Source organism: Vibrio sp. THAF190c (assembly GCF_009363355.1).
In the GTDB taxonomy this organism is placed as follows: Bacteria; Pseudomonadota; Gammaproteobacteria; order Enterobacterales; family Vibrionaceae; genus Vibrio; species Vibrio fortis_A.
In genome coordinates this window covers 3,178,968-3,191,101 of the sequence record NZ_CP045338.1, presented here as the reverse complement: position 1 = coordinate 3,191,101, position 12,134 = coordinate 3,178,968, and the positions used below count along the sequence as shown (strand labels likewise).

12 protein-coding genes are annotated in these 12,134 nt (G+C 46.6%); 7 read left to right on the top strand and 5 right to left on the bottom strand.

Features of this window, described 5'->3' with window-relative positions; genetic code table 11:
* Nucleotides 1–38 precede the first annotated feature (38 nt).
* The 4 genes from FIV04_RS14485 to hemC are packed head-to-tail and all read right to left on the bottom strand — an operon-like array spanning nt 39 to nt 4,129.
* Entirely contained in the window at nt 39–1,220 is a 1,182-nt protein-coding gene (locus tag FIV04_RS14485; RefSeq protein WP_152469451.1) for a heme biosynthesis protein HemY, read from the bottom strand.
* The gene (locus tag FIV04_RS14480; protein ID WP_152469450.1) at nt 1,220–2,440 is read right to left on the bottom strand and encodes a uroporphyrinogen-III C-methyltransferase; all 1,221 of its coding nucleotides are present in this window, start codon (nt 2,438–2,440) and stop codon (nt 1,220–1,222) included. The genes FIV04_RS14485 and FIV04_RS14480 overlap by 1 nt, the downstream gene beginning before the upstream one ends.
* 19 nt (nt 2,441–2,459) lie before the next feature.
* Nucleotides 2,460–3,188 carry a uroporphyrinogen-III synthase gene (locus FIV04_RS14475; RefSeq protein ID WP_152469449.1) on the bottom strand — a complete coding sequence of 243 codons (729 nt, stop codon included), beginning with the start codon at nt 3,186–3,188 and terminating at the stop codon, nt 2,460–2,462.
* Between the two features lie 2 nt (nt 3,189–3,190).
* The gene (gene hemC / locus FIV04_RS14470) at nt 3,191–4,129 is read right to left on the bottom strand and encodes a hydroxymethylbilane synthase (RefSeq protein WP_032553343.1); all 939 of its coding nucleotides are present in this window, start codon (nt 4,127–4,129) and stop codon (nt 3,191–3,193) included.
* A gap of 342 nt (nt 4,130–4,471) precedes the next feature.
* On the opposite strand from hemC, the gene FIV04_RS14465 reads away from it, so the two are divergent.
* Nucleotides 4,472–7,000 (top strand): class I adenylate cyclase, encoded by a 2,529-nt coding sequence (locus FIV04_RS14465; protein ID WP_152469448.1) that lies wholly within the window; start codon nt 4,472–4,474, stop codon nt 6,998–7,000.
* 66 nt (nt 7,001–7,066) lie between these two features.
* Here the strand turns inward: FIV04_RS14465 and cyaY are convergent, their stop codons facing one another.
* Nucleotides 7,067–7,381, bottom strand: a complete 315-nt coding sequence (gene cyaY / locus FIV04_RS14460) for an iron donor protein CyaY (protein ID WP_032553345.1) — start codon at nt 7,379–7,381, stop codon at nt 7,067–7,069.
* Here cyaY and FIV04_RS14455 point away from each other — a divergent pair.
* The 6 genes from FIV04_RS14455 to yigB are packed head-to-tail and all read left to right on the top strand — an operon-like array spanning nt 7,361 to nt 12,071.
* On the top strand, nt 7,361–7,573 hold the full coding sequence (locus FIV04_RS14455; protein ID WP_084181926.1) for a lipoprotein: 213 nt from the start codon (nt 7,361–7,363) through the stop codon (nt 7,571–7,573). The two genes, cyaY and FIV04_RS14455, sit on opposite strands and share 21 nt — an antisense overlap.
* A gap of 48 nt (nt 7,574–7,621) precedes the next feature.
* Nucleotides 7,622–8,875, top strand: a complete 1,254-nt coding sequence (gene lysA, locus FIV04_RS14450; protein WP_152469447.1) for a diaminopimelate decarboxylase — start codon at nt 7,622–7,624, stop codon at nt 8,873–8,875.
* A gap of 11 nt (nt 8,876–8,886) precedes the next feature.
* Nucleotides 8,887–9,717 (top strand): diaminopimelate epimerase, encoded by an 831-nt coding sequence (gene dapF, locus FIV04_RS14445; protein ID WP_032553348.1) that lies wholly within the window; start codon nt 8,887–8,889, stop codon nt 9,715–9,717.
* A gap of 28 nt (nt 9,718–9,745) precedes the next feature.
* Complete coding sequence (locus FIV04_RS14440) at nt 9,746–10,447, top strand: DUF484 family protein (RefSeq protein WP_152469446.1); 702 nt, start codon at nt 9,746–9,748, stop codon at nt 10,445–10,447.
* Entirely contained in the window at nt 10,413–11,345 is a 933-nt protein-coding gene (xerC, locus tag FIV04_RS14435) for a tyrosine recombinase XerC (RefSeq protein ID WP_032553350.1), read from the top strand. Before FIV04_RS14440 ends, xerC begins: the two co-directional genes overlap by 35 nt.
* A 9-nt stretch (nt 11,346–11,354) precedes the next feature.
* The gene (yigB, locus tag FIV04_RS14430) at nt 11,355–12,071 is read left to right on the top strand and encodes a 5-amino-6-(5-phospho-D-ribitylamino)uracil phosphatase YigB (RefSeq protein WP_152469445.1); all 717 of its coding nucleotides are present in this window, start codon (nt 11,355–11,357) and stop codon (nt 12,069–12,071) included.
* Nucleotides 12,072–12,134: the final 63 nt, after the last annotated feature.

Sequence of the window (12,134 nt, the reverse complement as noted above, 5' to 3'; positions counted from 1 at the left end):
ATCTCTGCATCGGCTTTGTGGTGTTGTCATTACGTTTGTTATGCCGACTTCACTAAGCCTAAAGCCTTACGTGAAACTTCATGGGCAGCTTTGGTTAGGTTCTGTTTCTCAAGAGCATCAGACAGGTAACCATAATCTGAAACGTTAGAACGAAGCTCTAGCGCTTTTTCAAAGTGCGCTTGCGCTTCTGTCCACTTTTGCTCTCTTAGGTAGAACTGCGCCAGAGCACTGTGGGCTTCTGCGTTGCTATCATCTTTCTTCACTGCTTTTTCTAGCATAACAACCACAGGGTGGTGGTCGGCTAGGTTAAGTTCTGGAAGCAATGTGTATAGCTCGTTTGATTCGCTCTTAGCTATGTTCTCTTTGATGACGGTGAATGCTTCTGAGTCTGCCTTACGAGCAATTAACTGTTTAACAAAACAAGAGACAAGGTGTGTACTTTGTTTTTGCTTGCGAGATAGCTTATTCCAGTGACTGATAAGCCCCTCGCTACCCTGTTGCTTAGCGACATCGTGCAGTAGACCACATTGTGCTTTTTGCTCCAATTCGACTTGTTCTTCTGTTGTGATTAGCTTGCTCTTAACCAATTTGGGCGTCAGTTCAATCAGAGGCTGCCATAACTTCAGTTCAACGTAAGTCGTCTTTAATAGACCTAGAACAGCAGTGTTGCTTGGATAGGTGCCTTTTAGGGTCGACAGAGTATCAAAAGCGGCTTCAAAGTTTCTCTCACTGATCTGCTGCTTAGCTTTAGTTAGTTCAACAGCAAGCTGAGAGTTATCTTGTTGGCTAGCAAGTTCGATGTACTTATCACGCTCATCTTTATTGCCTTGCTCATGTGCAGCTTGTGACGCCACTAGGTAGCAAAGCAGTGGCATGTCGTGGTGATTAGCCCAGCGTGTCACTTTTTTCTCTGCGCCTTTCCAGTCACCTTCAAGCAGTTTAACGATACCTTCATTGGTGTAACGACGTGAACGTTTTTGCTTACGTACGCTGAACCAGTTCCACGTGGTAGAACTTGCGTATACCACCTTCTTAAATAGGTACTCAAGGCCAAAGAGTGCGGCCAATAGCGCGATCACAAAGATAACTAAGGTAGTTACACTCATTTCTATTGTTTTGTTGGCAATAGAAATAAGAACGTAGCCTTGTTGTCCTGAGAACTGTGTACCGACAAATAGACCGGCACCAAGGACTAAGAAAAGAAAAATCCAACGAATCATTATTTCTCCTCCTTGCTCGTCATCGTAGTGACTTCACGACGTAGACGGTCACGAATGACATCTGAAAGAGAGCTTTGAGACTCAAGCTTCACTGGGTATTTTACAGTGATGTTTTGTTCGCTCAATTGCTTGATGGCTTTCTCAAACTCGATTACCGAGTTGTTGTCTTGGTTCAGGTATGCTGTCGACCACTCGTGTGCTGTTTCCAGTGCAGCGGTATAAATATCACCTTGCTCTTTGTAAACCGCGCGGATTGCTGTCTCAAGCTTACCCTTAATATTTTCTCTTAAATAAAAGTGCTGCTCCGGAGAAAGGAGAGGTACTACATCGCCATCACGGCTACGGAAAGTGATGAAGTTGCCTGAGAAATCTTTTAGTGAAGTCATCAGGTTGGTTTGCCAGTCGTTGATGTCTCCAGAAACCACTTCTTTTTTCTGTTCTTGTGCTTCAGGCAAGATTGCATTTGCCAGTGGTAGAGTATCGACTTGTTGTTGCAGGCTGGTTAGGCGTAGCACTAAGCCGTCACGATCGATCAGTGGGATAGTGCGAAGCTTAGTAATATCGTTCGCCATGGATTGGCGCAGTGACACTAGGCTTGGATCGTTCAGTGCAGCAATGCGTTGGTCAGCACTTTCCATTAGCTTAGTTGCACTGACAGCGTCGTGTTCCAAGAATAACTTACGCCCTGCTAGTTTTACTAGGTAGTCTGCCTCTGCAAGTAACCAATCATTTGGTCTGCGACCTTTCACGTCAGCGACAGCAAGCTGTAGGCTTTGAATGCTTTTCTCTTGTTGAGCTTGTACAACCTGTGTTTTTTGAACAGCTTGAGACGCCTCTTGAATGGTCTCTTGCTTCACAGCTTGTAGGTCTTTGTTAACTGCCGATTGGGTATTTTCCAACTGAGATTGAAGGGCTGCAATTTGCGCCGAGTATTCAGCATTTTTTTGCTGCATTTGGAAAGCGATACCGCCACTGAAGATAATAGAGATCGCGATGGCAATCGCACCAAACTTAACGCCGCGTTTGCCTTGCTTTTCAGCTTTAGCGATTAGCTCATTTTCTTCCGACGTTGTTTGAGGCTTGGTTTGTGGCTCTTCTGGTTTTGGAGCCTCTGCTTTTGTCTCTTCAGAACTTTCAGAGACAACATCATCTTGAACTACCGGCTGAGTTTCTGGACTTTTTTCAGGTTCAATATGCTCGTTATTTTTTTTGCTTGTCATGCTTATTTCCTGTTTCTAGCTAAGGCTGGAGAGCAGCCAGTAATATTGGGTTTGTCGCACTTGTCGTATTCGTAACTGTTGAATACCCAAGCTGTTGGGCTCGTTCTGCAATGCGTTGGCTTGGGACAAATAGATGTCTTGTGAAAAGCCAATTCGAATACTCATCAGGTGTATTAGAGGTAAAGTACTCCAATTGCTCCTGACTGGTGATGACAATTTTTGAAATCTTTTGTTCAACCCATAGAGGGTAAGTATTGTGGTGGTTTATCGGAATATATTCTCTACGGTAGGTCTCACAATAGGAGACTCGTGCTCCCTGATTGACAAGAGATTCGCGTATTAGCTCGCGCCCACCGTTTCCACGCAGTATTAAGATCGCCTTATCTTGCACATTTCTTAGCTCTGGCAGCCTAAGAAGGTGTTCACTATCACTCACTTGTGGGTAGTTTACTTTTTGTTTACAAGCTTTGCTTAAAATGTGCGCGGTTTTTTGACCAACGCCAAGGTATAGAACGGAACTGGGCCAACTTTGGTTACTTTGTGCAAGAATTCGTTGAGCTGAGGTCACGGCGTGTTGACTAACAGCAATGATAATATCGCTGCTCTGTAACAGATCAGAAAGAGGTTCGGAGGGAGAGTTGTCAACGATGCGAATCAGTGGATGATGGATCGCAGTGATTCCATCATCCACGAGCTGTTGGCAAAGCGCTTGCCCTTCAAGACCAGGGCGAGTTACCAACACCGTCATGATTAGTCTTGGTCAGCGTAAAGCTTAGTTAGGATTTCACGGGCGCCATCATCAAGAAGTTGATTCGCAAGCTTAACACCTAATGCTTCTGCGTCTTTACGTGGGCCTTTGATTTCACCGCGTACCATTTTTGATCCGTCTGGTTCGCCAACAAGTGCACGTAACCAGATGTCATCACCGTCGAGTAGTGAGTAACTCCCGATTGGCACCTGACAACCGCCTTCTAGAGTTAGGTTCATTGCACGCTCACACAGTACGCGATCAGCCGTATCTTGGTGGTTCAATGGCTCTAGCAGTTTGATTAGTCGCTCGTCATCCAAACGACACTCAATGCCAACAGCGCCTTGGCCAACAGCCGGAAGAGACTGTTCTGGTTCAATGAAGCTACGGATACGCTCTTCTAGCTCTAGACGTTTTAGGCCTGCAGCAGCAAGGATGATTGCGTCGTATTGACCGTCATCGAGTTTGCCTAAGCGTGTACCAACGTTGCCGCGTAATTCTTTGATTACAAGGTCTGGGCGATATTCCATAAGTTGGCACTGACGGCGCAGACTACATGTGCCCACAACGGCACCTTGGGGCAGCTCATCAATGTTGTTGTAGGTGTTAGATACGAACGCGTCGCGTGGGTCTTCACGCTCACAGATCGTCACCAGACCCAAGCCTTCAGGGAAGTCGACAGGCACATCTTTCATTGAGTGGACCGCAAGGTCTGCACGGCCTTCTAGCATCGCGACTTCAAGTTCTTTTACGAACAGGCCTTTACCGCCAACTTTCGCCAACGGTGTATCGAGAATGATGTCGCCTTTAGTAACCATGGTCACTAACTCAACTTCTAAACCAGGGTGCGCAGCTTGAAGGGCATCCCTTACAAAGTAGGCTTGCCAAAGAGCAAGTGGGCTTTTTCGAGTGGCGATACGGATTGGAGTTGATTGTGTCATGGTGATTCCGATATGAGTCTGTAATAGCCTAATCCTAACACTCTGGGCTGAAAATTCTTACTGTTAGATCATTGCGAGCTTTGATAGATAAAGGAATTTCATTACTTCACCAAAATAGTGTGATTGGTATCTCATTTGAAACATGGGCTATTATTAGAAATAGTCAATAAAGAGGACACTACCATGCCGTGGATTTAGCGTTTTTCCTAGACGAACAAAGGTGGCAGCATCGCCAGCTTTGCTTTACCATTAAAGGTAAAAGTGTTAAATTGATCACGTTTTGTTGTTGCTTTCGTTCGGTAACTAAACAGAAGTGCATTTAATCTCAACCAAGGACTTACCTTGCAGGCATACATTCAGACTTTGATTCAGCGATTGGATAATCTAAATCAACAGCGCATTGATCGTGCGTTGGCGTTGATGGATTTGCAAAGTCAGCGCGTATTCCATCTTATCCCCGCACTGCTTCACTACAACCATCCAATGATGCCTGGTTTTTATGACCAACAAGTTCCTTTTGGAATTCGTAGCTTCACGCCTAATGAATTCCAAAAGCAATTTGTCGAAGATACTGAGCTGACGTTAGGCGGCAAGCTCGCCGAAACGGATAACCCTGAGGTCCTTGGTCTCTACACCATGGGCAGTACATCCTCTATTGGTCAAAGTACTTCGAGTGACCTTGATATCTGGGTGTGTGTATCACCGGATATGGATGGTGGTGCTCGCGATAGTTTGACCAACAAGTGTCTATTGATTACCGATTGGGCTCAGACGCTTGGCGTTGAAGCTAACTTCTTCCTGATGGATGAGCAGCGCTTCCGCTCGAACTATTCAGAGGAGATGACCGGTGATAACTGCGGCTCTTCTCAGCATCTACTGCTACTGGATGAGTTCTATCGTTCTGCTGTGCGATTAGCGGGTCAACGCCTACTTTGGCAGATCATCCCTCCAGAAATGGAAGAGTGTTACGACGAATACGTGCATGATCTTTGTAGCAAGGGTTACATCGATTGCTCTCAGTGGATTGATTTCGGCAAATTAAACCGAATTCCAGCGGAAGAGTACTTCGGCTCTAACCTGTGGCAGCTGTACAAGAGTATCGACTCTCCGTACAAATCGGTTTTAAAAGCGATCTTGTTAGAGGCTTACTCGTGGGAATACCCCCACACTCAACTTTTGAGTATCGATACTAAGCGTCGTTTCTTTGCTGATGAACCAGACCTATATGGGATGGACAGCTACTATTTGATGCTTGAGAAGGTAACCCGTTACCTTGAACGCATTAACGATGACACGCGTCTTGATCTTGTTCGCCGTTGTTTCTATCTCAAAACTCATGAGAAGTTATCGCGTGAGGCAGGAGTAGGGTCAGTCGCTTGGCGCCGTGAAGCGTTAACTGAGATGACTCAATCTTGGAATTGGGATCATGAGACCATCGTTGAGTTGGATAACCGTCGTAACTGGAAGGTTGAGCAAGTTAAAGTTGTACACCACGCCCTGTTAGATGCGTTGATGCTCAGCTACCGTAATCTGATTCAGTTTGCACGTCGCAACGACATCACCTCGGCAATCAGCCCACAAGACATCAGCATTCTTGCTCGCAAGCTGTATGCAGCGTTTGAGGTGCTGCCGGGTAAGGTAACACTTCTAAACCCTCAGATTTCTCCGGATTTGCATGAACCCGATCTGAGCTTTATTGAGGTAAGACAGGGCCAAACCAACAAAGCGGGTTGGTATCTGTATAAGCAGCCGCTGATTGCACACCGAATTCTGGGACAACCATCGCTTGAGCACCATGAGTACTTGAGTAAGTTGGTTGCGTGGTCGTTCTTTAATGGATTGATCACTGAGTCAACACGCCTACACTCTGTGGTTCGTGACGCACACATTGATATCGATAAGTTCTATCAGATGGTGAGCGACCTGCGTAATACCTTCTCACTGCGCAAGCGCCGTCCGAGTATGCAAGCACTGGCGAGCCCGTGTGAGATCAGCCAGTTGGCGATGTTCATTAACTTTGAGAACGACCCAACCTCAGAATTGAGTGCTCGCTCTTTAAAAGTTGATTTGAAGAGTGCGGATATCTTTAGTTTTGGTGAAGAAGGCCAGAGCCTAGTGGGTAGTGTCGATTTGGTTTACCGTAACTCTTGGCATGAAGTGAGAACGCTTCATTTCCAAGGTGAGACGGCAATGCTTGATGCACTAAAAACAGTACTGGGTAAGATGCACCAAGATGCGTTGCCGCCAGAGTCGGTGGATGTGTTCTGTTACAGCAAAAACCTACGCGGCGTGATCCGAAATATGGTTTACCAACTGCTAGCAGAGTGTATTGACTTGCGCTTGAAACCGATCGAGCAAGAGAAGCGTCGTCGATTTAAAGCAATCCGTTTGGCGAACAAGATGTTTGGTCTGTTCTTCGAGCGTCGTGGCGTATCTGTGCAGATGCTGGAAAACTCGGTCGACTTCTATCGCAGCATCTCAACCAATAAGCTGAAAGGCTCTCCGCTGCTCATGCTAGATAAAGAGCAAGAGTACCAACTGCCAGAAGTAGTGGATGGCTTTGCTAGTGAAGGCTTGATTCAGTTCTTCTTTGAAGATACCGATCAGGGTTTCAATATCTACGTATTAGATGAGTCGAATCAGGTTGAGGTTTACCACCAATACAGTGGTCAGAAAGACGAGATGATTGCGAGTGTAAACTCTTTCTACACCTCGGTGAAAGATGATTCTAAGGTGGCGTCGAAGCTGATTAACTTCAACCTTCCTCAGTATTATCAGATTGTTCACCCTGATGATGGGCAATCTTACGTGGTGCCTTATCGCAACGATGCCACGCTCTCTTCGCGTAATTCAAAGATCGCTAACGTTTAGCAACAAAAAAGGAGTGACTGAGTCGCTCCTTTTTACATTGGTCGCTTTGGGGTATCCATTGGTAGATTAAACCCAGTCGATCTCTTCACCAGCGTGCTTCTCACACTCAGTTTTCACCATTTCAAATAGCTCCATGCCTGTCTTTGAGCATGTCCATTTGTCTTCAATTAACTTGAAGTGAAAGCCGCCTGACTTAGAAGCTAACCAGATCTCTTTCATTGGTTCTTGGCGGTTGATGATGATTTGGCTGCGGTCTTCAAACTCTAGCGTCATCACGTTGCCAGTCACTTCATAATCGATGTCTGCCTCTGATTCATCGATCGCTTCTTCGATGTTTTGCATCTGTATATCGACTAGCTGATGAAATTCAGTATCGTTCATCCTTTCTATCCTATTGCTTTTCTTGAGTGTGGTGCGATTATAGGGGGCATTGAGTTAATAATCACGATATGCAAAATGAAAAAGTTAATTACCGCTCTGTTTATGTTGTCTGTTATTGGTCTTTCGGGCTGTGGTCAAACTGGTCCGCTCTACTTACCTGATGATGCGCAGCAAAATGAACAATCGCAATAAGTGAATCAACAATGTAGTAGCAATCGTAACGGATAAGGGATAAGAATTTTGGATTACTTCAACTATCAGGATGATGGCCAGCTTTGGGCTGAGAACGTCGCACTTTCACAACTGGCAGAGCAATACGGCACGCCACTGTACGTATATTCTCGTGCTACTCTAGAACGTCACTGGAATGCGTTCGACTCTTCTGTGGGTGAGCACCCTCACTTGGTTTGTTATGCCGTAAAAGCAAACTCTAACCTAGGCGTACTAAATACACTGGCAAGATTGGGTTCTGGCTTCGATATCGTATCTGGTGGTGAGCTGGAACGCGTTATTGCAGCAGGTGGTGATCCGTCTAAGGTTGTGTTCTCTGGTGTGGGTAAAACGGCTGCAGAGATGAAGCGTGCGCTTGAGTTGAAGATTAAGTGTTTTAACGTTGAATCAGAGCCTGAGCTAGAGCGCCTGAATAAGGTTGCCGGCGAGCTGGGTGTGAAGGCGCCAATTTCTCTGCGTATTAACCCAGACGTTGATGCAAATACTCACCCTTATATCTCTACTGGTTTGCGTGACAACAAATTTGGTATCGCCTTTGATCGTGCGCCAGCGGTTTATGCGTTTGCCAAGAAGCTAGAAAACCTAGAGATTCACGGCATTGATTGCCATATTGGTTCACAGCTAACAGACATTGAACCTTTTATCGATGCGACGGACCGTTTGTTGGCTCTGATTGACCAACTGCGCGCAGATGGTATCAATATCAAACACCTTGATGTCGGTGGCGGCCTAGGTGTTGTTTACCGTGACGAATTACCGCCTCAACCATCAGACTACGCGAAGGCGTTGCTGGCTCGACTGGATAATCATGCTGATCTAGAGCTGATTTTCGAACCTGGACGAGCGATTGCGGCTAACGCTGGTGTATTATTAACAAAAGTCGAATTCCTAAAACCGACTGAACATAAGAACTTTGCCATCATCGATGCTGCGATGAACGACTTGATGCGTCCTGCGCTATACCAAGCATGGCAAGACATTGTCCCTGTTGTTCCTCGTGAAGGTGAAGCAGTGACTTATGATTTAGTGGGTCCTATCTGTGAAACTGGTGATTTCCTAGGTAAAGATCGTGCGCTTGTTCTTGAAGAGGGCGATCTCCTAGCGGTGCGTTCTGCAGGTGCTTATGGCTTCGTGATGTCATCAAACTACAACACTCGCTCACGTGCAGCAGAAGTGATGGTTGATGGCGATAAAACTCACCTTGTTCGTCAGCGTGAAGAGCTAACGAGCTTGTGGGAACTTGAAAACATTCTTCCGGAGTAAGTTTAAGCGTTATGCACTTCCACTTTTCAAAAATGCATGGTTTGGGCAATGATTTCATGGTCGTGGACTGCATTACTCAAAACATCTTCTTCTCTCCAGACTTGATCCGCCGTTTGGCGGATCGTCATACCGGTGTTGGTTTCGACCAACTGCTGGTGGTTGAGGCTCCGTACGACCCAGAGACCGACTTCCACTATCGTATTTTTAATGCCGATGGCAGCGAAGTCGAACAGTGTGGTAACGGTGCTCGTTGTTTTGCTCGCTTCGTGCGAATGAAAGGGCTGACCAACAAGTACAGCATTAACGTGAGTACCAAGAAAGGTAAGATGGTTCTCAAGATTGAAGAGAACGATCAAATCACGGTTAACATGGGCGTGCCTGAGTTCGAACCAAGCAAGATCCCTTTCAAAGCTAAGCAACCAGAGAAAACCTACATTTTGCGTACCGACGAACACACACTATTCTGTGGTGCGGTCAGCATGGGTAATCCACACGTGGTGACCGTCGTCGATGATGTCGATACCGCGGATGTCGATACCATTGGCCCACTGTTGGAGTCTCATGAGCGCTTCCCTGAGCGTGTGAATGCAGGCTTTATGCAGGTAGTGACGCGTGATGAAGTTCGCCTACGTGTTTACGAGCGTGGTGCAGGTGAAACACAAGCGTGCGGGAGCGGAGCATGTGGTGCGGTTGCTGTCGGTATCACTCAAGGCCTGCTGTCTAACGACGTTAAAGTGAGTCTGCCAGGTGGCGACCTCCAGATCAGTTGGCAAGGGCCAGGTAAACCACTGTTTATGACTGGACCTGCAACACACGTCTTTGATGGTCAGCTCTCTTGCTGATCACCATTAATAATAAAAAGGATAGGTTTTGTCTTACGTAGAAGCCGATGCGCTAACGGCAGAAGTGGTTGCTGAATATTTGCGTGATAACCCAGACTTCTTCCAAGATAGGAAAGAGCTGGTCGATCGCTTGGCGATTAATAATGTAGAGCAGGGTGCTGTCTCTTTGGTCGAAGTGCAGTTGAAGCGTCAGCGACAGCGCATTGAAGAGCTTGAAGAAGAGATCACCAGCTTAATGTCACTGGCAGCCAATAACGATAAAACCTTTTATGAGTTTATGGCACTGCAAGATAAAGTGCTGAAGTGTCGTGATTTCATGCAGGTGATTAAGGCGGTAGAGCAGAAGGCAACTGAGCTTGGCTTGAAAGCGTATGTGCGTATTCTTTCTCAGAGCGGTTTCTATCAGCTTAGTGATGAGGGTTACGCGAAATTCTCGCTGAACCATCTTAATGGGAAAGATGCGTATCTTGGGCGTTTGAGAAAGACCGATCGCCAAGACCTATTTGGCGAACAATTGGCTCCTGAGCTAGGATCGTATGTAGTGCTACCATTGGCAAAACAGTCTCCGATTGGGTTGCTGGCCTTCTCTAGTGAAGATGGTGGTCACTTTCAGCCCTACATGGACACCCTTTTCTTGCGTCATTTAGCACTCGTTGTTGCTCATATGGCAGAGACCTTACCTTGGCAGATCGATAATGAGCCTAGAGCCCAACACACCTCTTCCCAATAGCCTTCAAAAACCACTTTCTCGTTTCTATGAATACCTGCGAAGCGAGAAAGGTCTGAGCCTGCACACGCAACGCAATTATAAACAGCAGCTAGAAACTATGGCAGCCCAATTGGTGACTCTAGGTCTTAAAGACTGGCAGCAGGTTGACGCTGCGTGGGTGCGCCAGTTAGCCAGTAAAGGCATGCGTGAAGGGATTAAAGCGAGCAGCTTGGCGACACGTCTCTCCTCATTGCGTAGTTTCTTTGATTTCTTGGTGCTGAGAGGCGAGATCTCGGCAAACCCAGCCAAGGGTGTATCGGCACCGCGTAAGCAGCGCCCGTTACCAAAGAACCTTGATGTCGATGAAGTGGGGCAGTTGCTTGAGGTCGATGAAAGCGATCCTTTGGCGATTCGAGATCGTGCGATGATGGAAGTAATGTACGGTGCCGGTCTGCGTCTTGCAGAACTGGTGGGCATCAACTTAAAGGACATTCAGGCGCGTCAGGGTGAGATACGAGTGATCGGTAAGGGTGATAAAGAGCGCAAGGCGCCTTTTTCTGGTCAGGCCAAAGAGTGTGTTGAGAAATGGCTTAAGGTACGCGGTGAATTTGCCGCTCCTGGAGAGCCTGCACTGTTTGTCTCTAAGCTGGGTACGCGTATTTCTCACCGCAGTGTTCAGAAGCGTATGGAAGAGTGGGGTAAGAAGCAGGCGGTGGCCAGTCATATTAGCCCGCATAAGCTTCGTCACTCGTTTGCGACTCATGTACTGGAGTCCAGTCAGAACCTAAGGGCAGTTCAAGAACTCTTAGGGCATGAAAACATCTCAACAACCCAGATCTATACACACTTGGACTTTCAACACTTGGCACAAGCGTACGATCAGGCGCACCCAAGAGCCCGTAAAAGAAACAAAGAATAAGAGGCATAGATGCAACTCTACCGTGGATTGAACCCGATTAAGGCGATGACGTTTGACCTAGATGACACACTTTATGATAACTGGCCTGTGATCATGAAAGTGGAAAAGGAGATGGCGAAGTGGCTGTTCAGTGAGCATCCTGTATCGTCAACTTTGTCGCTGGATGAGTGGCACCAAGTGAAGGTTCAAGTCGCGCAGGCCAATCCTGAGTTAAAGCATGATGTGACTCTATGGCGTGAAACACAGATCAAACACGGGTTGATGCAGCTTGGTTACACAGAGGCGCAAGCGACGGCGGCGGCGAAATCAGGTATAGAGCATGCATTGTGGCTAAGAAATCAAGTCGATGTCCCACAAGAGACACACCGCGTGATGCAAGCCTTGAGTGAAAAATTGCCTTTAGTCGCAATCACTAACGGCAATGTCGACCCACATAAAATTGGCTTGGGTGATTACTTTCAACTGATATTGAAAGCTGGACCTGATGGTAGAGCCAAGCCGTCCCCAGACATGTTTAACCAAGCGCAACAGCACCTTGGCATTAAAGCCGAACACATCTTGCATGTTGGTGATCACCTAATCAGTGATGTTTACGGAGCTAAAGTCAGTGGTTATCAGGCGTGCTGGTTTAATGACAAAAACGTAAATATCCAGCAAGCATCGAAAGCTCGTGTGTTGCCTGATATCGAAATTTCACAATTACGAGATCTTATGCGACTAATTTAATCGCTACTCCAAGCTTATGTCGCATTTATCATAGGGTCTTGTTACATTAAGTTCCGTTTAAGA

Coding starts and splice junctions, on each gene's coding strand:
- dapF (WP_032553348.1), top strand. CDS start 8,887: ATGCACTTCCACTTTTCAAAAATGCATGGTTTGGGCAATGATTTCATG.
- cyaY (WP_032553345.1), bottom strand. CDS start 7,381: ATGAACGATACTGAATTTCATCAGCTAGTCGATATACAGATGCAAAAC.
- FIV04_RS14485 (WP_152469451.1), bottom strand. CDS start 1,220: ATGATTCGTTGGATTTTTCTTTTCTTAGTCCTTGGTGCCGGTCTATTT.
- FIV04_RS14455 (WP_084181926.1), top strand. CDS start 7,361: ATGAAATTCAGTATCGTTCATCCTTTCTATCCTATTGCTTTTCTTGAG.
- hemC (WP_032553343.1), bottom strand. CDS start 4,129: ATGACACAATCAACTCCAATCCGTATCGCCACTCGAAAAAGCCCACTT.
- FIV04_RS14480 (WP_152469450.1), bottom strand. CDS start 2,440: ATGACAAGCAAAAAAAATAACGAGCATATTGAACCTGAAAAAAGTCCA.
- yigB (WP_152469445.1), top strand. CDS start 11,355: ATGCAACTCTACCGTGGATTGAACCCGATTAAGGCGATGACGTTTGAC.
- xerC (WP_032553350.1), top strand. CDS start 10,413: ATGAGCCTAGAGCCCAACACACCTCTTCCCAATAGCCTTCAAAAACCA.
- FIV04_RS14475 (WP_152469449.1), bottom strand. CDS start 3,188: ATGACGGTGTTGGTAACTCGCCCTGGTCTTGAAGGGCAAGCGCTTTGC.